Consider the following 20,142-nt stretch of genomic DNA (forward strand, 5'->3'; position numbering starts at 1 on the left):
CCGGCCGGGTCAACGCGCGACGTAGCCCCCGAGATGTCATCAGATAAGCCCTATCGCCCCAATGTGGGCATCGCGCTGTTCAACGCCGACGGACGCGTGCTGATCGGCCACCGGATCAAGGACGATGGTCCGGAGATCGTGCTGCCCGGCCTCGAATGGCAGATGCCGCAGGGCGGCATCGACGCCGGCGAGGATCCGCGCCAGGCCGTGATGCGCGAATTGTGGGAAGAGACCGGGGCGGTCAACGCCGACTATCTCGGCGAGACCGACTGGATGACCTACGAATTCCCCGCCTATGACGGGCCGACATCGCACCGGCTCGCCAAGTTCCGCGGCCAGCGCCAGAAATGGTTTGCGCTGCGCTTCACCGGACGCGACGAGGAGATCGATCCTTTGACGCCGCGCAACGGCCAGCCTGCCGAATTCGATCGATGGCGCTGGGAGCGCCTCGACCGCGTTGCCGGTCTCGTGGTGCCGTTCCGCCGCGACGTCTACCGCGCGGTCGCGACCCGGTTCGCGGAATTCGCCGGCTGATCCTGCGGCGGAATGCGCCGCGCGTCGCCCGGCGTCATGCCGTAGGTCGAGCGGAAGACGCGATAGAAGGTCGCGATGCTGTCGAAGCCGCACGAGAACGCGATCTCGTCGATGCTGCGCTCCCGTATGGCGTAGAGCGCACGCCTCGCCGCCTTCAACCTTGCCGCCGTCAGCGTCCGCGCAAATGACAGGCCGGTCGGCTCGAACAGCGCATGCAATTGCCGCAGTGAGATGCCGAGCTCGGCGGCAACCGCGGCCGGCGTGAGCGAGGCGCGATGCAGGTCGCGGAACAGAATTTCGCGGGCGGCATGCAGGTAGCCCGCATGCAGCGCGGCACGGATTTCGTCCTGGCGTGGCCGCAGGCGACCGCGCGCGAGCAGCGCCAGGCGCACCATATGCGCAACGTCGCCGGCGAACTGCCCGGCTTGCGCGAGATCTCGTGCCATCGAGCGGAACATGGCGCCGACAAGCCGGGTCAGGCTCGCATCGCGCGCCAGCGCGACCGGCGGAGCGTCCTCGATCCGCGCGCCGAGCACGAGCTCGTCGGTGGCCGGGATCTTGAGGCTGAAGAAGTCGAAGCCATCGGTCCGTTCGGGCGTCGAGGCAAACGGAAGATTGGAATGGCCGAACACCAGGTCGCCGTTGCGCACAAACTGGACGCGATCGCGGCCGATATTCATGTGGCCGGGGCCGCGCACCTGCCAGGCAAGATGCAGGCTGTTGCTCGGAACGCGCGCGATGTCGGATGCGGTCCGGCTGACGCAGTAGGAGGAGGCCGACATTTGCGCCAGCACGGCACTGCCCACCGGCGTCGCGGAGAAGCGCCCGCGGAAATCGGCCCTCTTGTCGCGTTCGAGCTCGATCGTGACCCCGAACAGGCTCTTGCCGCGCACCTCGCACCAGTGCTCGAAGCGGTCCTGCGGGCGGAGAGCATCGGTGGTGAAAGTCAGCACGGCAGCTTGTCCGTTATGTCAGGAATGAAATCGCGATGCGGTCGGGCCAAATCGTCGTCGCGCTGCAGCTTGTCATTTGTGCACGATCCCTGCTGTAAGCTGCTTCACATATTCGCAGGTCGTTCGTTCGGGCCGACCGCGAAGAAGCGGACTTGTCGAGAAGAGGCGAGCCGCCGCAGCGTCTCTCCCTCATCGTCGGCAACCAATCGGCTCTGACTTGCGATATCGGCCGCGAGGATCGCTGCGACCTTGCGCTTCATGAGGACCAGCCCCCGAACCCAGATATGCCGGGGAGAATGCCGCCAGTCGATCCCGCGCGCAACAAGCATTGAACGCTCGCCACGGCGTGGCGAGCGTTGAATTATTCAAGCCTTCTCAGGCGATGATCGAAAAAGTGTGAGCTATTCCACTAAGGGGGTCGGCTCACTCGACATGGCGGCGCGATCGCCGGTCGGCAACCGCGCCTTAGTGCATAGCCGTCGTGTTGAGCTCTTGCTGGATGCTCTTGAAGTGGTCGAGCCGCTCGATTGCGTGGTCGAGCTCGGAGCCCTCCTTCTCGGCAAGCTTTTCCTGCATCTCGTTGATCGTCTCGGCGAACTTCGCGCGATCGATGTCCGCAAGCGCGGTCGCGACGTCGGCGAGCACGGTGAGCCCCTTGTCCGAAACCTCGGCGAGGCCGCCGAGCACGATCACCTTCTCGCGCTTGCCGGCGGCCGTGATCGTCAGGATGCCCGGACGAACCGTAGCGACCACAGGTGCATGACCGGCGAGCACACCGAAATCACCCTCCACGCCGGGGACGTCAACCTGATCGACCTCGCCGGAGAAGGCGAGCTTTTCGGGAGAGACGAGATCGAAGTGGAAGGTGGCCATGGTCTTTCCGTTCTTTGCGCTGTCACCCGCGGGCTCGACCCGCGGGTCCATCAGTCAAAATACTTCTCGTGCGATGGATCGCCGGATCAAGTCCGGCGATGACGACATCCCGAAGCTTAGGCGGCTTCAGCCGCCAGCTTCTTGCCCTTCTCGACGGCTTCTTCGATGGTACCGACCATGTAGAACGCCGCTTCCGGCAGATGGTCGTACTTGCCCTGGCAGAGATCGCGGAAGCCCTTGATGGTGTCGGCGAGGTCGACGAACTTGCCCGGCGAGCCGGTGAAGACTTCGGCGACGTGGAACGGCTGCGACAGGAAGCGCTCGACCTTGCGGGCGCGGGCCACCGTCAGCTTGTCCTCTTCCGACAGTTCGTCCATGCCGAGAATGGCGATGATGTCCTGCAGCGACTTGTAGCGTTGCAGGATCTGCTGGACCATGCGCGCGGTGTTGTAGTGCTCATCACCGACGACGAGCGCCGACAGCATGCGCGAGGTCGAGTCGAGCGGATCCACCGCCGGATAGATGCCCTTTTCCGAGATCGCGCGCGACAGCACCGTGGTGGCGTCCAAGTGCGCGAACGAGGTGGCGGGCGCCGGGTCGGTCAAGTCGTCGGCCGGCACGTAGATCGCCTGCACCGAGGTGATCGAGCCCTTCTGGGTGGTGGTGATGCGCTCCTGCAGCGCGCCCATGTCGGTCGCGAGCGTCGGCTGATAACCCACCGCCGAAGGAATACGGCCGAGCAGCGCCGACACTTCCGAGCCCGCCTGGGTGAAGCGGAAGATGTTGTCGACGAAGAACAGCACGTCCTGGCCCTGGTCGCGGAAGTGCTCGGCAACGGTGAGACCGGTCAGACCGACGCGGGCGCGGGCGCCCGGCGGCTCGTTCATCTGGCCGAACACCAGCGCGCACTTCGACTTCACGCTCGGATCCGGGTTATGCGGATCGGCGTTGACCTTCGATTCGATGAACTCGTGATAGAGGTCGTTGCCTTCACGGGTGCGCTCGCCGACGCCGGCGAACACGGAGTAACCGCCGTGCGCCTTCGCGACGTTGTTGATCAGCTCCTGAATCAGCACGGTCTTGCCGACGCCGGCGCCGCCGAACAGGCCGATCTTGCCGCCCTTCGCGTACGGAGCAAGAAGATCGACGACCTTGATGCCGGTGACGAGGATTTCGGCTTCGGTGGACTGGTCGGTGTAGGTCGGTGCTTCCTGATGGATGGCGCGCAGGCCGTCAGACTTGATCGGGCCGGCTTCGTCGATCGGCTCGCCGATGACGTTGATGATGCGGCCGAGCGTGCCCTCGCCGACCGGCACCCGGATCGGTTCGCCGGTGTCGGTCACTTCCTGACCGCGCACGAGGCCCTCGGTGATATCCATCGCGATGGTGCGGACGGTCGATTCACCGAGGTGCTGCGCGACTTCGAGCACCAGGCGGTTGCCGCCGTTCTTGGTCTCGAGCGCGTTCAGAATCGCCGGAAGGTGGCCTTCGAACTGCACGTCGACCACGGCGCCCGTGACCTGGGTAACGCGACCGATCTGGTTGGCTGCTGTAGCCATGGACTGTTCTCCTTCGAAATCTGCCTTAGACCGCCTCAGCGCCGGAGATGATCTCGATCAGCTCCTTCGTGATCTGGGCCTGACGGGTTCTGTTGTAAATCAGGGTTTGCTTGCGAATCATCTCGCCGGCATTGCGGGTCGCGCTGTCCATCGCGCTCATCTGCGCGCCATAGAACGAGGCGTTGTTCTCCAGCAGCGCGCGGAAGATCTGCACCGCGAGGTTGCGCGGCAACAGGCTGCCGAGAATCTGGTCCTCTTCAGGCTCGTATTCGTAGGACGTGGAGGGCGCCGCATTGGCCGCGGGCGCAGCCACCTCGAGCGGGATGATCTGCTGCGCGGTCGGAATCTGCGCGATCACCGACTGGAAGCGCGAATAGAACAGCGTGCAGACATCGAACTCGCCGGCCTCGAACCGCGCCAGCACCTTGTTGGCGATGTCCTCGGCGTTGGTGAAGCCGATCTGGCGTACCGAGCGCAGGTCGAGGTGCTCGACGATGCGCTTCTCGAAGGTCCGCCGCAGCTGCTCGTAGCCCTTGCGGCCGACGCAGAAGAATTTGACTTCCTTGCCCTGCGCGAGCAGCGCGTTCGCCCGCTCGCGCGCCAGGCGCACGATGGCGGAGTTGAACGCGCCGGACAGGCCGCGCTCGCCGGTGCAGACCAGAAGCAGGTGCACCTGATCGTTGCCGGTGCCGGCAAGCAGCGCGGGCGCCCCGGGCGTGCCGTTGGCCGCCGCGGCGATGTTGGAAATCACCGCATCCATCTTGGTGGCATAGGGCCGCGCCGCTTCGGCGGCGTTCTGCGCGCGGCGCAGCTTCGAGGCTGCGACCATCTGCATGGCCTTGGTGATCTTCTGCGTCGCCTTGGTCGAGGCGATGCGGACCCGCATGTCTTTTAGTGACGCCATTCTTCGTTCACCCCGGCGATCCGACCATAGTGATCAGATCGCAAGCCTCCGTTCGTCACGCCCGGCGGCGAGCCGGGCGACGCCCCATTCGTTATGCAAAGGTCTTGGCGAAGCCCTCGACGGCCGTCTTGAGCTTGGCGGCAGTCTCGTCGGACAGATCGCGGCTGGTGCGGATCGCATCGAGGATGTCGGCGTTCTTGCCGCGCAGCAGCGACAGCAGGCCGTCCTCGAACTCCTTCACCTTGTTGAGCGGCAGCGGATCGAGATAGCCGTTGGTGCCGGCCCAGATCACGCAGACCTGCTCTTCCATCTTCAGCGGCGAGAACTGCGGCTGCTTCAGGAGTTCGGTGAGGCGCGAGCCGCGGTTGAGCAGGCGCTGGGTCGAGGCGTCGAGGTCCGAGCCGAACTGCGCGAACGCCGCCATTTCGCGGTACTGCGCGAGCTCGCCCTTGATCTTGCCGGCAACCTTCTTGGTCGCCTTGGTCTGCGCCGACGAACCGACGCGTGACACCGACAGACCGACGTTCACCGCGGGACGGATACCCTGGAAGAACAGGTCGGTTTCCAGGAAGATCTGACCGTCGGTGATCGAGATGACGTTGGTCGGAATGTAGGCCGACACGTCGTTGGCCTGGGTTTCGATGACCGGCAGCGCCGTCAGCGAGCCCAAGCCATGCTCCTTGTTGAGCTTGGCGGCGCGCTCGAGCAGGCGGGAATGCAGGTAGAACACGTCGCCCGGATAGGCTTCGCGGCCCGGCGGACGGCGCAGCAGCAGCGACATCTGGCGGTAGGCGACGGCCTGCTTCGACAAGTCGTCATAGATGATCACGGCGTGCATGCCGTTGTCGCGGAAGTACTCGCCCATGGTGCAGGCGGTGAACGGCGCGATGTACTGCATCGGGGCCGGATCGGACGCGGTGGCCGCGACGATGATCGAGTATTCCAGCGCGCCCTGTTCTTCGAGCACCTTAACGAACTGCGCGACGGTGGAACGCTTCTGGCCGATCGCGACGTAGACGCAATACAGCTTGAGGTTTTCGTCCGGCTGGGCGTTGAGCGGCTTCTGGTTCAGGATGGTGTCGAGCGCGATCGCGGTCTTGCCGGTCTGACGGTCGCCGATGATCAGCTCGCGCTGGCCGCGGCCGATCGGGATCAGCGCATCGATCGCCTTGAGGCCGGTGGCCATCGGCTCGTTCACCGACTTGCGCGGAATGATGCCGGGCGCCTTGACGTCGACGCGCTTGCGTTCGGTGGCCTGGATCGGGCCCTTGCCGTCGATCGGGTTGCCGAGCGCGTCGACGACGCGGCCGAGCAGACCCTTGCCGACCGGCGCGTCCACGATCGCGCGGGTGCGCTTGACGGTCTGGCCTTCCTTGATCTCGCGGTCGGCGCCGAAAATCACGATACCGACGTTGTCGGTTTCGAGGTTGAGCGCCATGCCGCGCGTGCCGTTCTCGAACTCGACCATTTCACCGGCCTGAACGTTGTCGAGACCGTAGACGCGGGCGATACCGTCACCGACCGACAGCACCTGGCCAACTTCGGTGACCTCGGCTTCCTGGCCGAAATTCTTGATCTGGTCCTTGAGGATCGCAGAAATTTCTGCGGCGCGGATGTCCATCAGCCTGCCTCTTTCATCGCGTTCTTGATCGAATTGAGTTTGGTGCGAAGCGAACTATCCACCATGCGGCTGCCGAGCTTGACCACCAGGCCACCAATAATGGAGGGATCGACCTTCACGTTGAGCGCGACGTCCTTGCCCGTCACTGATTTCAGTGCGGCCTTCAGCGCGTCGAGATTCTTGTCACTGAGCTGCTCGGCGACGGCGACTTCCGCAGTCGCCTCGCCCTTGAACTTCGCCACCAGCGCGCGATAGGCGCGGATCACATCGGCAACGGCGAACAGCCGGCGATTGGCGGTGAGCACCTTGAGGAATTTGGCCGACGTGCCGGCGATGCCGGCCTTGTCGAGCACCGCGGTCAGCGCCTTCAGCTGGGCGTCGGCGGCGAACACCGGGCTGCGGACGAGGCGCTTGAGATCGGCGCTCTCGTTGAGCAAGGCCTCGAACTTGTCGAGGTCGGCCCGGACTTGATCGACGGATTGCTCGTCGCGCGCCAACTCGAACAGGGCCGTTGCGTAACGACCGGACACTCCCGAAACGGACGGATCTTCAGCAGCCACGAGCTCGCTCTTTTTTGCTGTCAAATTCGCAAGGGAAAAACCGTCGCCACCAAAGCAGCGCCTAGCGATCCAAGCCCTTGGAATTCAAGCGGGACTTCGATTTTCGACCGGCACAGGACGTGCCGGGACCGTTAAAATCGCGGCTTTGCTAACATAGCAATCGCGCAGGTGCAACATGACGGCATCGTGAGTGCCGCCTTGTCGCACGCGCTTTTTGCCGACCGCAGCCGGCGGCCGAATCGGAAAAATTTGGCGCGCGGAAATTCGGCGTGTCAGGCCTGATTCACGCCGCCGCGATTTTGTTCCATCGAAATTTGCATAGGCCTATGGCCGAGCGCGCAGGGAACCCCGGGCAGGTTGCGGTTTCATTTGGCGATTACTTACCGAAAACTTACCGTCGCTTCGATAATCAGTATTGGCAAGTATATTGGTCGTTAAAAATTGGTTAAATAGCAAGATTACGGAACCTCGATCGACTACCACCAGGCGGTAACAAGATATTTCACCACGAGATAATCCGGATTTACTGCCCAATTCGTGCCTCATTGGGAAACCAAACGGCCTTGGTCAACGAAGGGACGGGGGTTCCACTTGCCGCGTTAGCGGCAATACTGTCTGAGGGTCTTATCAATGCTGAATATCAAGAAGGCGGCGGGCAACGTAACCCGCTCGCGTACGGCGCTTGCGTTTGTAGCCGCAACTATTCTGGTCGGGGGCAGCGTGACCGAGGCATCCGCGAAGTCCCGGCACCACCATCATCGCCACCACCATCACCACCACGCCCGCGCCGAAGGCTCGTCCTGGCGCGACGCCAATGCATCGATCCAGCCGTCCGGCGGTCACTCGTTCTCGGGGATGGCTTCCTTCTACGGCAATGAGTCGGGCAGCCGCACCGCTTCGGGCCAGCGCTTCAACCAGAACGCCATGACCGCGGCCCACCGCTCGCTGCCGTTCGGCACCAAGCTCCGCGTCACCCATGGCGGCCGCAGCGTCGTCGTCACCATCAACGATCGTGGCCCGTTCATCCGCGGCCGCGTGCTCGACCTCTCCACCGGCGCAGCCCGCGCCATCGGCCTGACCGGTGCCGGCGTCGGCCGCGTCACCGCCGAGGTCGTCTCGTAAGCGCGTTCAGTAAGCGTTGCGTTGCGTAACGGCCGCGAGGCCTGCTTCGCGCCAAAAAATGGCCTGCCGTCGCAAATGACGGCAGGCTTTCTCTTTTGCGGGCTCAGTAGAGCGCAATGGCTCCACTTCTATCCATCATCCCGCTCTACTTCTTTGTCTTGAGCATGATCTTGTCGGAAAACCGCGACACCCTTTTCCGGATCATGATCTACAGGAAGCTCTGCGGATCGACGTCGACCTCGAGCTTCAGATTACCCTTGGTCTTCGGACCCGCCGCCAGCCATTCGCGCAGATATTGCGACAGGTCGACATTGCGCAGCGACTTCACCAGCAGGCGGAAGCGGTAGCGGCCCTTGACGACGGCGAGCGGCGCCTCGGCGGGGCCGAGCACCTGGATCCGCTCGTCGAGCGGCGCCACCGCGGCGAGCTTGCGGGCGAAGCCTTCCGCGGTCGGACGGTCGCCGGCGGAGACGATCAGGCTCGCCAGCCGCCCGAACGGCGGGTAGCCGGTGCGCTCGCGAATCTCGATCTCGCTGGCATAGAACGCCTCGCGGTCATTGGCGATCAGGGCCTTGATCACGGGATGCTCGGGCTGGTGGGTCTGCAGAAAGCCGACGCCGCGGCCCTGCTCGCGGCCGGCGCGACCGACCACCTGGTTCAGCAGCTGGAACGTCCGCTCGGCGGCGCGCGGATCGCCATTGCTCAAGCCGAGATCGGCGTCGATGACGCCGACCAGATTGAGCCGCGGGAAGTTGTGGCCCTTCGCCACCAGCTGGGTGCCGATGATGATGTCGACGCGGCCCTCGGCGATCTCGTTGAGCTCGCTGCGCATGGTCTCGATCGAGGTGATGAGATCGCTCGACAGCACCATGGTGCGGGCCTCGGGGAAGATGTGGGCTGCCTCCTCCTGCAGGCGCTCGACGCCGGGCCCGACCGCGACCAGCGATTCCTCGGCCGCGCAATGCGGGCAGATATTCGGCCGCGGCATCGAGAAGCCGCAGTGATGACAGACCAGCCGCTGCCGGAACCGGTGATCGACCAGCCATGCATCGCAGATGGTGCAGGCGAAGCGGTGGCCGCAGGCCCGGCACAGCGTCAGCGGTGCGTAACCGCGGCGGTTGAGGAACAGCAGCGCCTGCTCGCGGCGCTCGATGGCATGGCGAATCTGCTCGGCCAGTACAGGCGAAATGAAGCGGCCGCGCGGCGGCGGCGCGCGGCGCATGTCGATCGCCTCGATATGCGGCATGTGCTGGCCGCCGAACCGCGACGGCAGCGCGACGCGCTGGTAGCGCCCCTTGCGCGCATTGACCTCGCTCTCGACCGACGGCGTGGCCGACGCCAGCACGATCGGGATCTTTGCGATATGGGCGCGGACCACCGCCATGTCGCGCGCGTGATAATGCGCGCCGTCGTCCTGCTTGTAGGCCTGGTCGTGCTCCTCATCGACGATGATGAGGCCGAGATCGGCATAGGGCAGGAACAGCGCGGAACGGGCGCCGACCACGACCGGCGCCTTGCCCTCGGAAATCGCCGCCCAGTTTCGGGCCCGCGTGCGCGGCGTGAGCTCCGAATGCCATTCCAGCGGCCGCGCGCCGAAGCGTTGCGCGAAACGGTCGAGGAACTGGCCGGTCAGCGCGATCTCCGGCATCAGGATCAGCGTCTGCCTGCCGCGACGGATATTCTCGGCGATCGCCTCGAAATAGACTTCAGTCTTGCCGGAACCGGTGACGCCGTCGAGCAGCGCAACGTGAAAGCTGCCGCTCGCAGCCAGCGCCCTCATCACGTCGACGGCGCTGCGCTGCTCGCGCGAAAAATCCGGCTGCGCATAGGAGGGATCCGGAACGGGCGGCGGTGCCGGCGGCGGCATCGCCTCGACCGTCAGGGTGCCTTCGTCGACAAGGCCGTCGATCACGCCGGAACTGACGCCGGCCTCCCGCGCCGCCTCCGACTTGCCGTGCAGCAACCGGTCCGACAGCACCTCGATGACCCGCCGGCGTGCCGGCGTCAGGCGCCGCGGCGGCTCGCCGACCAGTCGCACGCCGAGCCGCGTCCGCTCCGGCCCGAGATTGTCGCCCATCCGCAGCGTCATCCGCAGCACCATGCCGCGCGCCGACAAAGTGTAATTGGAGACCCAGTCGACCAGCTGGCGCAGCTCCGGCCTTAGCGGCGGAACATCGAGCTTCTCGCTGACGTCCTTGAGCCGGTTGTGCAGCCGCGGATCCGGATTGGCATTTTCCGCCCACACCACCGCAACGACCTCGCGCGGCCCGAGCGGAACGCCGATCACGTCGCCCGGCGCAAGCTCCATGCCGCGCGGCACGCGGTAGGAATAGGTCTGGTTCAGCGCGACAGGCACCAGCACGTCGACGACACGTGTCGTCGATGCGGAGGCTGGGCCGAGGCGCGTGGTATGGTCCATTGAATCAGAAACCTTGAACCCGAGCGGGCTGGAGATTCGGTTTCTGATCGAATCAGAACCAAATCTCCAGCTTCTTGTTTTGACGCGTTTTCTTCACGCGAACCGGCGTCCACTTCGCTCGAAAACGCTCTCCCACCGCTTCGCGCTCTTAGCGAACGGTAAACGAAGGCAGTGCGATATAATCAGGAGATGGGCAGCGCCAATAGCCCTTAAGACACGGACTTAAGACACGAACATGGCCCGGACCGATCAGCCCATCCAGCCGCTCGAGCTCGACTGCGCCGACGCATCGGTCACGCAGGAGATGACGCGCTGGCTGTCGCATCTGCGTGCGGAGCGGCGGCTGTCGCCGAAAACGCTCGAGGCCTATGCCCGCGACGTGCGCCAATGCCTCGCCTTTCTGGCCGGACACTGGGGCGCGCGGGTGACGCTCAAGGCATTTTCCGCGCTCGAGGCGAGCGATGTGCGCGCCTTCATGGCGATGCGCCGAACCGAGGAGATCGGCGGGCGATCGCTGATGCGGGCGCTGGCGGGCCTGCGCTCGTTCGGACGTTTCCTGGAACGCGAAGGCAAGGGCAAGGTCGGCGCGCTCTCGGCGATCCGCGCGCCCAAGGTAGCGAAGAGCCTGCCGAAGCCGATTCACATGGAAGCGGCGAAACGCTTTGCCGATGCCGACGAGCGCGCGGATGAGACCCGCGAGACCTGGATCCTGGTGCGTGACGCCGCCGTCATGGCGCTGCTCTATGGTTCGGGCCTGCGCATCTCCGAAGCACTGGGGCTGAAGCGCCGCGACGTGCCGAAACCCGGCGAAGGCGACGTGCTTGTGGTGACCGGCAAGGGTAACAAGACCCGCATGGTGCCGGTGCTGCAGAACGTGCTGCAATTGATTGCGGACTATGCCGCGATCTGCCCGCATCAACTCAGCCCCGCGGGGCCGGTGTTCGTCGGCGCGCGCGGCGGCCCGCTCAGCCCACGCATCATCCAGCTCACCATGGAGCGGCTGCGCGGCGCGCTCGGCCTGCCCGACAGCGCAACGCCGCATGCACTGCGGCACTCCTTCGCCACGCATCTGCTCAGCCGCGGCGGCGATTTGCGCGCGATCCAGGAATTGCTCGGCCACGCATCGCTGTCGACCACGCAGATCTACACCGGCATCGACAGCGAGCGCCTGCTCGAAGTCTATCGCTCCGCGCATCCGCGCGGCTGAACGCCTGGGTCTGGATTAAAAATAGAGCGCGAGCTTTGGCCCGCCGTCATGCGCCGTTCATCTTCCGACGGCTACTCCAAACCGTTCGGCCCTTGCCTTGTGCGCTGCATTCGGCAATCGTGGCGCGGTCTCATCCGGAGGGGAATCATGAGCGCACATGAAAGTATGGAGCACGCGGAGCATGCCGAGCATGCTTCGGGCGAGAACAAGAAGATCGCGCTCCTGATCGCCGTGATCGCCCTGTGCCTGGCGCTGTCGGAAACGCTCGGCAAGGGCGCCCAGACCGAATCGATCAGCAAGAATGTCGAGGCCTCCAACCTGTGGGCCTTCTTCCAGGCCAAGAGCATCCGCCGGACCGCGGTGCAGACCGCGGCCGAACAGGGCAAGCTGAACCTCGCGACCACCACCGACGAGGCGGCCAGGGCTGCGCTGCAGAAGCAGATCGACGACTGGCAGAAGACCGCGGCGCGCTATCGTTCGGAGCCGGAAACCGGCGAGGGTTCAGAGCAGCTCTCCGAACGCGCCAAGCACGCCGAGCATGAGCGCGACGAGGCCACCGCGAAATATCATCATTTCGAGCTTGCCTCTGCCGCCTTCCAGATCGCCATCGTGCTGGCGTCGGCGACCATCATCACGGGCATCCTCGCGCTCGCCTGGGTGTCCGGCCTGGTGACGCTCGCCGGCATCGTGATGACGGCGCTCGGCCTGTTCCAGCCGCACTTGCTGCATCTGCATTGAGGCGCAGCGCGCCGCTTTCGAACCGTCATCCTGAGGAGCGCGCCCCTGCGCGCGTCTCGAAGGATCGACGGCCACCGGCCGGGCCGCGCATCCTTCGAGACGCGCGTTCCGCGCTCCTCAGGATGACGGAATAGAAAGTTTTGATCAAAGAGGCTTGCTGGTCTGATGCACGCTTTTGCGGAAGCGCGCGATCACGCGCAGCGTGCGTGCCGCCCAGCCCTCGCCGTCGCCACGGATCATCTCGCGAATGCGCCGCTTGATCGGCTCGACCAGCGCGGTGGCCTTGGCCCGCAGCGCCATCACGAAATTATAGAGCGCCTCGAACCAGGGCATCTCCAGCAGTTTCGGCCGCGTCACGTCGAACAGGAAGGCCGTCACGCCGACACCGACGAACTTGGCGAACAGGATCAGCGAGACCGCACTGAACCAGTATTGGTTCGCGAGCAGCCAGAGCCCGACCAGCTTGAGCGGAAACAGCGGGATCACCGGCACGACGAAGACGATCAGCGTCATCGCCGGCGACAGCGAATCGACCCGGTCGGCAAGCCATTGCTTGAGCGCGCGGAGCGGAATCCACGCCACCACCCGCGCCACGATCGGCTCGAGGTGGTCCCATAGCCAAGCCTCGACCAGGAAGATGATCGCAAGCAGGACCCAGAACGGCTGAAGCAGGCGGCGCAGCATCGCTATGATCTCAACCCGGCTGACGCCGGACTTTCGATCATCACATATGGATGGCGCGCTTGCCCACCGCAAGCGCGGCTTCCTTGATCGCCTCCGAACGGGTCGGGTGCGCGTGGCAGGTGCGCGCCAGATCCTCGGCCGATCCGCCGAATTCCATCAGAACGCAGGCTTCATGGATCATTTCGCCGGCTTCGCGGCCGACGATGTGGACGCCAAGCACCCGATCCGTCTTCGCATCTGCGAGAATTTTCACGAAGCCGTCGGTGGTCTGATTGACCTTGGACCGGCCGTTCGCCGTGAACGGGAATTTGCCGACGGTGTACGCGACGCCGGCCTGCTTGAGATCTTCCTCGGTCTTGCCGACCGACGACACTTCCGGCGTGGTATACACAACACCTGGAATGACGTCGTAGTTCACGTGGCCGGCCTGGCCCGCGATGATCTCCGCGCAGGCAACGCCTTCGTCTTCCGCCTTGTGCGCGAGCATCGGCCCGGCCACGACGTCGCCGATCGCGTAGATGCCCTTCACGTTGGTCGAGAAGTGCGCGTCGATCTCGACGCGGCCGCGATTGTCGAGCGCAACGCCGGCTTCCTTCAGCCCGAGGCCCTCGGTGTAGGGCACCCGTCCGATGCAGACGAGCACGACATCGGCTTCGATGCTTTCCGCAGCGCCGCCCGAGGCCGGCTCGACCTTGACCTGCAGCGTCTTGCCGGAGGTATCGACCGCAGTGACCTTGGCGCCGAGCTTGAAGACGAAGCCCTGCTTCTCGAGCATGCGCTGAAATTGCTTCGCCACCTCGCCGTCCATGCCGGGCAGGATGCGGTCGAGGAATTCGACGACCATGACGTCCGCACCGAGACGCCGCCAGACCGAGCCAAGCTCGAGTCCGATCACCCCGGCGCCGATGATCAACAATTTCTCCGGCACCTTCTCCAGCGACAGCGCACCGGTCGACGACACGATGCGCTTCTCGTCGATGTCGATACCCTTCAGGCGGGCGATATCGGAGCCGGTGGCGATCACGATGTTCCTGGTCTCGACGGTCTCGGTCTTGCCGTCGCCGGAGACCTCGACCTTGCCGGCACCGAGGATCTTGCCGGTCCCCTTGAGCACGTCGATCTTGTTCTTCTTCATCAGAAACTCGACGCCCTTGACGTTGCCGTCGATGCCCTGCTGCTTGAAGTTCATCATCGCGGGCAGATCGAGCTTCGGCGCCGGGACGCTGACGCCCATCTTGGCGAAGGAGTGCGCGGCTTCCTCGAACATCTCGGAGGCGTGCAGCAGCGCCTTCGACGGCATGCAGCCGACATTGAGGCAGGTGCCACCCAGCGTCGCGTTCTTCTCGACGACGGCGACCTTCATGCCGAGTTGCGCCGCGCGGATTGCGCAGACATATCCGCCCGGGCCGGTGCCGATGACGACGAGATCGTAAGAAGCCATGATGGAAGGTCCTGTAGCTAAGCTCTGTGACAATTACGCGGGCGCGATCGTGTCGGCAGACCGCCGCCCGCTCTTGATCGTGTGCTAGCGACCGCCCGACACGTCGAGGATCGCGCTGGTGACATAGGAAGCCTCGTCCGAGATCAGCCAGACGATGGCGTTGGCGATTTCATCGGCTGTGCCGACACGCTTCATCGGCACCATATGGGCGAGCCGGTGCGCGCGATCGGGCTCGCCGCCCGCGGCGTGAATGTCGGTGTCGATCAGTCCGGGCCGGATGCCGGCGACGCGGATGCCCTCATTCGCGACTTCGTAGCCGAGGCCGATCGTGAAGGAATCGATCGCGCCCTTGGATGCGGCATAGTCGACATAGGTGTTGGGCGCGCCGAGCTTTGCCGCGACCGAGGACAGGTTGACGATGACGCCGCCCTGGCCGCCGTGCCTGGTCGACATGCGCTTCACCGCCTCGCGCGCACACAGGATGCTGCCGGTGACATTGACCGCCATCATCTGCTGGATACGCTCGGCCGACATCTCGTCGACACGCACGCCGCTCTTGCCGACAATGCCGGCATTGTTGACGAGCGCGCCGAGCGTGCCGAAGCCGTCGGCCGCCTTGAACAGCGCCAGGATGTCCTGCTCGCTGCCGACATCGCATTTCACCGCGATCGCCTTGCCGTTCTTCGCCTCGATCGCGGCGACGACCTCGTCCGCCGCGGTCTTGTTGGATGCATAGCCGACCACGATGCGATAGCCGCGCGCGGCGGCAGCGAGCGCGGTGGCGCGGCCGATGCCGCGGCTGCCGCCGGTGATGACAACGACCTTATCCGTCACTTTGATCCCCAAATGTGAGCACCCAACAGATCGCGGCGCCCGAGCCGATCGGACGCCGCGCGCGATACGGTCTTAGAGGTCCAGCACCAGGCGGGCCGGATCCTCCAGGCTCTCCTTGACGCGGACCAGGAAGGTGACCGCTTCCTTGCCGTCGATGACGCGGTGATCGTAGGACAGCGCCAGATACATCATCGGGCGCACCTCGATCTTGCCGCCGACCACCATCGGCCGCTCCTGGATCTTGTGCATGCCGAGGATGCCGGACTGCGGTGCGTTCAGGATCGGCGTCGACATCAGCGAACCGTAGATGCCGCCATTGGTGATGGTGAAGGTGCCGCCCTGCATCTCGTCGATCTTGAGCTGGCCGTCGCGGGCTCGACGGCCGTAGTCGGCGATCGACTTCTCGATCTCGGCGATCGACTTGTGGTCGCAGTCGCGCACCACAGGCACCACGAGGCCGCGGTCGGTGCCGACCGCAACGCCGATGTGATAATAGTTCTTGTAGATCAGGTCGCTGCCGTCGATTTCGGCGTTGACCGCCGGAATGTCCTTCAGCCCCTGCACGACCGCCTTGGTGAAGAAGCCCATGAAGCCGAGCTTCGAGCCGTGCTTCTTCTCGAACGTGTCCTTGTAGAGGGCGCGCAGCTTCATCACCTCGGTCATGTCGACCTCGTTGAAGGTCGTCAGCATCGCGGCGGTGTTCTGCACGTCCTTGAGGCGGCGCGCGATGGTCTGGCGCAGCCGGGTCATCTTCACGCGCTCCTCGCGCGCGGCATCGTCCGCCGGCGACGGCGCACGAACCTGCACGGCGGCGGCCGGCTGGTTGACCGGGGTCGGCGCCGAGGCGGCCTTCTCGATCGCGGCCAGCATGTCGCCCTTGGTCACGCGGCCATCCTTGCCCGAACCAGGAACGGTGGACGCATCGATGCCGCTTTCGGCGGACAGCTTGCGGACCGAGGGTGCCAGCGGCGCATCCGCCGGCGGCGCCTTCGGCGCGGCAGGAGCCGGGGCGGCAGAAGCCGCGGCAGCCGCGGCGGCCACCTTGGCGGAAGCCGCAGCAGCCGGCTTGGCGGCCGCGGCCGCGCCGTCATTGATCTGGCCGAGCAGCGCGCCTACGGCGACGGTCTCGCCGTCCTTGGCGATGATCTCGCCGAGCGTACCGGCGACCGGCGCGGGCACCTCGATCGTGACCTTGTCGGTCTCCAACTCCACCAACGGCTCGTCCACCGCGACGGCTTCACCGGCCTTCTTGAACCAGCGGCCGATCGTGGCCTCGGTCACGGATTCGCCGAGCGTTGGAACGCGAATTTCAGTCATGGTCTTTTCCTCGATAACCCTGCAATCGCAAAATTTGCGGTCGTGAAACTTGTCCGCCACCGCCCGCCAAAGCGAGCGATCCGGTACTCCGTGACGACAGCACTTCTGCTGGATGACGCGGGATACCGGATGCCCCGCTCCAGCGCGCAATTGCGCACAGGGCGGGGCATGGTCAGTGAAGGTCGTTAGTTCAGTGCGTCGTCGAGCAGCGCCTTGAGCTGCGCCAGATGTTTCGACATCAAGCCGGTCGCGGTCGCCGCCGATGCCGGACGGCCGGCATAGCGCGGACGCTTGTTGGGGGCGTGGATCTGGTTGAGCACCCATTCCAGATAGGGCTCGATGAAGTGCCACGAACCCATATTGCGCGGCTCCTCCTGGCACCAGACCACTTCGGCGTTCTTGAAGCGGCCGAGCTCCTGCACCAGCGCCTTCAGCGGCACCGGATAGAGCTGCTCGACGCGCAGCAGATAGATGTCGTCGATGTCGCGCTTCTCGCGCTCCTCGTACAGGTCGTAATAGACCTTGCCGGAGCACAGCACGACGCGGCGAATCTTGTCGTCCGGCACCAGTTTGATCTTCTCGTCCGGCAGCATCTGCGCGTCATCGTACAGGATGCGGTGGAACGTGGCGTCCTTGCCGAGCTCCTCGAGCCGCGACACGGCACGCTTGTGGCGCAACAGCGACTTCGGCGTCATCAGGATCAGCGGCTTGCGGATTTCGCGATGCAGCTGGCGCCGCAGCACGTGGAAGTAGTTCGCCGGCGTGGTCGGATTGACCACCTGCATGTTGTCTTCGGCGCACATCTGCAGGTACCGCTCGAGGCGCGCGGAGGAGTGCTCCGGTCCCTGCCCTTCGTAGCCATGCGGCAGCAGGCAGACGAGGCCCGACATGCGCAACCACTTGCGTTCGCCCGAAGAGATGAACTGGTCGAACACCACCTGCGCGCCGTTGGCGAAGTCGCCGAACTGCGCTTCCCAGAGCGCCAGCGCGTTCGGCTCGGCCAGCGAGTAACCGTATTCGAAGCCGAGCACCGCCTCTTCCGACAGCAGCGAGTTGATGACCTCGTAGTGGCCGGTGTCTTCGCCGCCGAGATGGTTGAACGGCGTGTAGCGGCTCTCGTCCTCCTGGTCGATCAGCACCGAATGGCGCTGCGAGAAGGTGCCGCGCTCGGAATCCTGCCCGGACAGGCGCACATGATGGCCTTCCTGCAGCAGCGTACAGAACGCCAGCGCCTCACCGGTGGCCCAGTCGATCCCGACACCGCTGTCGATCGCCTTGGCGCGATTGTCGAGGAAGCGCTGGATGGTGCGGTGGACGCGGAAACCGTCCGGCACCTTGGTGATCTTGCGGCCGATGTCCTTGAGCACGGCAAGGTCGACGCCGGTGACGCCGCGGCGGGCGTCTTCTTCCTGGTCGGCGATCTTGAAGCCCGCCCATTTGCCGTCGAGCCAGTCGGCCTTGTTCGGCTTGTAGCCGGCGCCGGCTTCGAGCTCGGCGTCGAGCCGCGCGCGCCAGTCGGCCTTGGCCTTCTCGACCTCGCCCTCGGTCAACACGCCGTCAGCGACCAGCCGCTTGGCGTAGATCTCCAGCGTTGGCGGGTGAGAAGCAATCTTCTTGTACATCACCGGCTGGGTGAACGCCGGCTCGTCGCCCTCGTTGTGGCCGTGGCGCCGGTAGCAGAACATGTCGATGACGACCGGCTTGTGGAATTTCTGCCGGAATTCGATCGCGACCTTGGCTGCGAACACCACGGCCTCCGGATCGTCGCCATTCACGTGGAAGATCGGCGCATCGATCATCTTCGCCACGTCGGACGGATAGGGCGACGAGCGCGAGTAGCGCGGATAGGTGGTGAAGCCGATCTGGTTGTTCACGATGAAGTGCAGCGAGCCGCCGGTGCGGTAGCCCTTTAGATCCGACAGGCTGAAGCATTCCGCCACCACGCCCTGGCCCGCGAAGGCCGCGTCGCCATGCATCAGCAGCGGCAGGACCGAGATGCGCATATCCGGCGGATCGCCGTGCTGGTCCTGCTTGGCGCGCACCTTGCCCATCACGACCGGATCGACGATTTCCAGATGCGACGGATTTGCGGTCAGCGACAGATGGATGTTGTTGCCGTCGAACTCGCGGTCTGAGGAGGCGCCGAGGTGATACTTGACGTCGCCGGAGCCTTCGACCGAGTCCGGATTGGCTGAACCGCCCTTGAATTCATGAAACAGCGCGCGGTGCGGCTTGCCCATCACCTGGGTCAGCACGTTGAGGCGGCCGCGATGCGGCATGCCGACCACGATCTCCTTCACGCCGAGATTGCCGCCGCGCTTGATGATCTGCTCGAGCGCCGGGATCAGCGATTCACCGCCGTCGAGGCCGAAGCGCTTGGTGCCGGTGAACTTGGTGTCGCAGAACTTCTCGAAGCCGTCCGCCTCGATCAGCTTGTTGAGGATCGCGCGGCGTCCCTCGGGCGTGAACGAGATCTCCTTGTCCGGCCCCTCGATGCGCTCCTGGATCCACGCCTTCTGCGCGGCGTTGGAGATATGCATGAACTCGACGCCGAGCGTCTGGCAGTAAGTGCGTTCGCAGATCTGCACGATCTCGCGCAGCGTGCCGTATTCGAGGCCAAGCACGTGGTCGAGGAAGATCTTGCGATCGAAGTCCGCCTCGGTGAAGCCGTAGGAGCGCGGATCGAGCTCCTCACGGTCGCGCGGCGCCTCGATGCCGAGCGGATCGAGCTTGGCGTGGAAATGGCCGCGCATGCGGTAGGCGCGGATCAGCATCAGCGCGCGAACCGAATCGCGGGTGGCCTGATGGACGTCGGCATCGGACAGCTCGGCGCCCCTGGCCTGCGCCTTGGCCGCGAGCTTGGTGCCGACCGCCTTCTCGACCTGGGCCCAGTTGCCGTCGAGCGCGGAGGTCAGCTCGTCGCGCGGCGTCACCGGCCAGTTGTCGCGGCCCCACGAGGCGCCCTCGGCGTTCTTCTGGACGTCGGCCGGGGCGTCCTTCAGGCTCTTGAAGAAATCCTGCCATTCGGCGTCGACCGACGACGGGTCCTGCTCGTAGCGGGCGTAGAGGTCGTCGATGTAGGCGGCGTTGGTGCCCTGCAGGAATGATGAGAGTGCAAAAGCGGCGTTCGCGTCTTGGCGAGACATGGGCAGTCCTGGTGATTTTTTCGGTTCGCGCGTAGGAGACGGCGCTAGGTGCCGGTCTGGAAGTGCGCCGGCTGGATTGATACCCTTTACCCTATCTAGGACAGATATTCCTGTCTAAAAGAACTAAGAAATGAACTTATTTTCATATTTTATTGATCGACGTTCCGGCGACAAAACGCAACAAAAGAGCGGGTTCCCCAAGGAGAACCCGCCCGAAACACGCCAAATCT

The 20,142-nt window shown here is 64.8% G+C and carries 17 protein-coding genes; 4 read left to right on the plus strand and 13 right to left on the minus strand.

Features of this window, described 5'->3' with window-relative positions; genetic code table 11:
- Positions 1–33: 33 nt before the first annotated feature.
- A complete protein-coding gene (locus JEY66_RS41940) occupies positions 34–534 on the plus strand; it encodes an RNA pyrophosphohydrolase (RefSeq protein WP_026192103.1) in 501 nt (166 codons plus the stop codon).
- Here JEY66_RS41940 and JEY66_RS41945 read toward each other — a convergent pair.
- The 7 genes from JEY66_RS41945 to JEY66_RS41975 all read right to left on the minus strand — a co-directional run bounded on the left by JEY66_RS41945 (position 492) and on the right by JEY66_RS41975 (position 7,004).
- Positions 492–1,487: a helix-turn-helix domain-containing protein gene (locus JEY66_RS41945; protein ID WP_016843818.1), complete on the minus strand. Its 996-nt coding sequence runs from the start codon at positions 1,485–1,487 to the stop codon at positions 492–494. The genes JEY66_RS41940 and JEY66_RS41945 overlap by 43 nt on opposite strands.
- 104 nt (positions 1,488–1,591) lie before the next feature.
- Positions 1,592–1,816 (minus strand): hypothetical protein, encoded by a 225-nt coding sequence (locus JEY66_RS41950; protein ID WP_016843819.1) that lies wholly within the window; start codon positions 1,814–1,816, stop codon positions 1,592–1,594.
- A gap of 136 nt (positions 1,817–1,952) precedes the next feature.
- Entirely contained in the window at positions 1,953–2,360 is a 408-nt protein-coding gene (locus tag JEY66_RS41955) for a F0F1 ATP synthase subunit epsilon (RefSeq protein WP_026192102.1), read from the minus strand.
- Between the two features lie 116 nt (positions 2,361–2,476).
- Complete coding sequence (gene atpD, locus JEY66_RS41960) at positions 2,477–3,919, minus strand: F0F1 ATP synthase subunit beta (protein WP_016843821.1); 1,443 nt, start codon at positions 3,917–3,919, stop codon at positions 2,477–2,479.
- 25 nt (positions 3,920–3,944) lie between these two features.
- Entirely contained in the window at positions 3,945–4,823 is an 879-nt protein-coding gene (locus JEY66_RS41965) for a F0F1 ATP synthase subunit gamma (protein WP_026192101.1), read from the minus strand.
- A gap of 91 nt (positions 4,824–4,914) precedes the next feature.
- On the minus strand, positions 4,915–6,444 hold the full coding sequence (atpA, locus tag JEY66_RS41970; RefSeq protein WP_016843823.1) for a F0F1 ATP synthase subunit alpha: 1,530 nt from the start codon (positions 6,442–6,444) through the stop codon (positions 4,915–4,917).
- Positions 6,444–7,004: a F0F1 ATP synthase subunit delta gene (locus JEY66_RS41975; protein ID WP_026192100.1), complete on the minus strand. Its 561-nt coding sequence runs from the start codon at positions 7,002–7,004 to the stop codon at positions 6,444–6,446. The genes atpA and JEY66_RS41975 overlap by 1 nt, the downstream gene beginning before the upstream one ends.
- A 630-nt stretch (positions 7,005–7,634) precedes the next feature.
- Here JEY66_RS41975 and JEY66_RS41980 point away from each other — a divergent pair.
- On the plus strand, positions 7,635–8,126 hold the full coding sequence (locus JEY66_RS41980) for a septal ring lytic transglycosylase RlpA family protein (RefSeq protein WP_016843825.1): 492 nt from the start codon (positions 7,635–7,637) through the stop codon (positions 8,124–8,126).
- 208 nt (positions 8,127–8,334) lie between these two features.
- On the opposite strand, the gene JEY66_RS41985 is transcribed toward JEY66_RS41980, so the two are convergent.
- The gene (locus tag JEY66_RS41985) at positions 8,335–10,545 is read right to left on the minus strand and encodes a primosomal protein N' (RefSeq protein ID WP_016843826.1); all 2,211 of its coding nucleotides are present in this window, start codon (positions 10,543–10,545) and stop codon (positions 8,335–8,337) included.
- Between the two features lie 235 nt (positions 10,546–10,780).
- On the opposite strand from JEY66_RS41985, the gene JEY66_RS41990 reads away from it, so the two are divergent.
- Positions 10,781–11,752: a tyrosine recombinase XerC gene (locus JEY66_RS41990; RefSeq protein WP_016843827.1), complete on the plus strand. Its 972-nt coding sequence runs from the start codon at positions 10,781–10,783 to the stop codon at positions 11,750–11,752.
- A 147-nt stretch (positions 11,753–11,899) separates the two neighbouring features.
- Positions 11,900–12,490, plus strand: coding sequence for a DUF4337 domain-containing protein (locus JEY66_RS41995; protein ID WP_026192099.1), 591 nt, complete (start codon positions 11,900–11,902; stop codon positions 12,488–12,490).
- A gap of 144 nt (positions 12,491–12,634) precedes the next feature.
- Here the strand turns inward: JEY66_RS41995 and JEY66_RS42000 are convergent, their stop codons facing one another.
- The 5 genes from JEY66_RS42000 to JEY66_RS42020 form a co-directional block, all read right to left on the minus strand.
- The gene (locus JEY66_RS42000; RefSeq protein ID WP_016843829.1) at positions 12,635–13,174 is read right to left on the minus strand and encodes a hypothetical protein; all 540 of its coding nucleotides are present in this window, start codon (positions 13,172–13,174) and stop codon (positions 12,635–12,637) included.
- 40 nt (positions 13,175–13,214) lie between these two features.
- Positions 13,215–14,615 (minus strand): dihydrolipoyl dehydrogenase, encoded by a 1,401-nt coding sequence (gene lpdA, locus JEY66_RS42005; RefSeq protein WP_016843830.1) that lies wholly within the window; start codon positions 14,613–14,615, stop codon positions 13,215–13,217.
- An 84-nt stretch (positions 14,616–14,699) separates the two neighbouring features.
- Entirely contained in the window at positions 14,700–15,449 is a 750-nt protein-coding gene (locus tag JEY66_RS42010; protein WP_026192098.1) for an SDR family oxidoreductase, read from the minus strand.
- Positions 15,450–15,521: 72 nt separating this feature from the next.
- Positions 15,522–16,766: a 2-oxoglutarate dehydrogenase complex dihydrolipoyllysine-residue succinyltransferase gene (gene odhB, locus JEY66_RS42015; RefSeq protein WP_026192097.1), complete on the minus strand. Its 1,245-nt coding sequence runs from the start codon at positions 16,764–16,766 to the stop codon at positions 15,522–15,524.
- Between the two features lie 185 nt (positions 16,767–16,951).
- On the minus strand, positions 16,952–19,912 hold the full coding sequence (locus JEY66_RS42020) for a 2-oxoglutarate dehydrogenase E1 component (RefSeq protein ID WP_016845089.1): 2,961 nt from the start codon (positions 19,910–19,912) through the stop codon (positions 16,952–16,954).
- Between the last annotated feature and the right edge of the window lie 230 nt (positions 19,913–20,142).

The sequence above is a fragment of the Bradyrhizobium elkanii USDA 76 genome, from assembly GCF_023278185.1.
Taxonomy (GTDB): Bacteria; Pseudomonadota; Alphaproteobacteria; order Rhizobiales; family Xanthobacteraceae; genus Bradyrhizobium; species Bradyrhizobium elkanii.

Bases quoted from the DNA above. Each gene is read 5' to 3' on its own strand.
- JEY66_RS41940 (WP_026192103.1), top strand. From the start codon at position 34: ATGTCATCAGATAAGCCCTATCGCCCCAATGTGGGCATCGCGCTGTTC.
- JEY66_RS41950 (WP_016843819.1), bottom strand. From the start codon at position 1,816: ATGCTTGTTGCGCGCGGGATCGACTGGCGGCATTCTCCCCGGCATATC.
- JEY66_RS41955 (WP_026192102.1), bottom strand. From the start codon at position 2,360: ATGGCCACCTTCCACTTCGATCTCGTCTCTCCCGAAAAGCTCGCCTTC.
- atpD (WP_016843821.1), bottom strand. From the start codon at position 3,919: ATGGCTACAGCAGCCAACCAGATCGGTCGCGTTACCCAGGTCACGGGC.
- JEY66_RS41965 (WP_026192101.1), bottom strand. From the start codon at position 4,823: ATGGCGTCACTAAAAGACATGCGGGTCCGCATCGCCTCGACCAAGGCG.
- atpA (WP_016843823.1), bottom strand. From the start codon at position 6,444: ATGGACATCCGCGCCGCAGAAATTTCTGCGATCCTCAAGGACCAGATC.
- JEY66_RS41980 (WP_016843825.1), top strand. From the start codon at position 7,635: ATGCTGAATATCAAGAAGGCGGCGGGCAACGTAACCCGCTCGCGTACG.
- JEY66_RS41985 (WP_016843826.1), bottom strand. From the start codon at position 10,545: ATGGACCATACCACGCGCCTCGGCCCAGCCTCCGCATCGACGACACGT.
- JEY66_RS41990 (WP_016843827.1), top strand. From the start codon at position 10,781: ATGGCCCGGACCGATCAGCCCATCCAGCCGCTCGAGCTCGACTGCGCC.
- JEY66_RS41995 (WP_026192099.1), top strand. From the start codon at position 11,900: ATGAGCGCACATGAAAGTATGGAGCACGCGGAGCATGCCGAGCATGCT.
- JEY66_RS42000 (WP_016843829.1), bottom strand. From the start codon at position 13,174: ATGCTGCGCCGCCTGCTTCAGCCGTTCTGGGTCCTGCTTGCGATCATC.
- lpdA (WP_016843830.1), bottom strand. From the start codon at position 14,615: ATGGCTTCTTACGATCTCGTCGTCATCGGCACCGGCCCGGGCGGATAT.
- odhB (WP_026192097.1), bottom strand. From the start codon at position 16,766: ATGACTGAAATTCGCGTTCCAACGCTCGGCGAATCCGTGACCGAGGCC.
- JEY66_RS42020 (WP_016845089.1), bottom strand. From the start codon at position 19,912: ATGTCTCGCCAAGACGCGAACGCCGCTTTTGCACTCTCATCATTCCTG.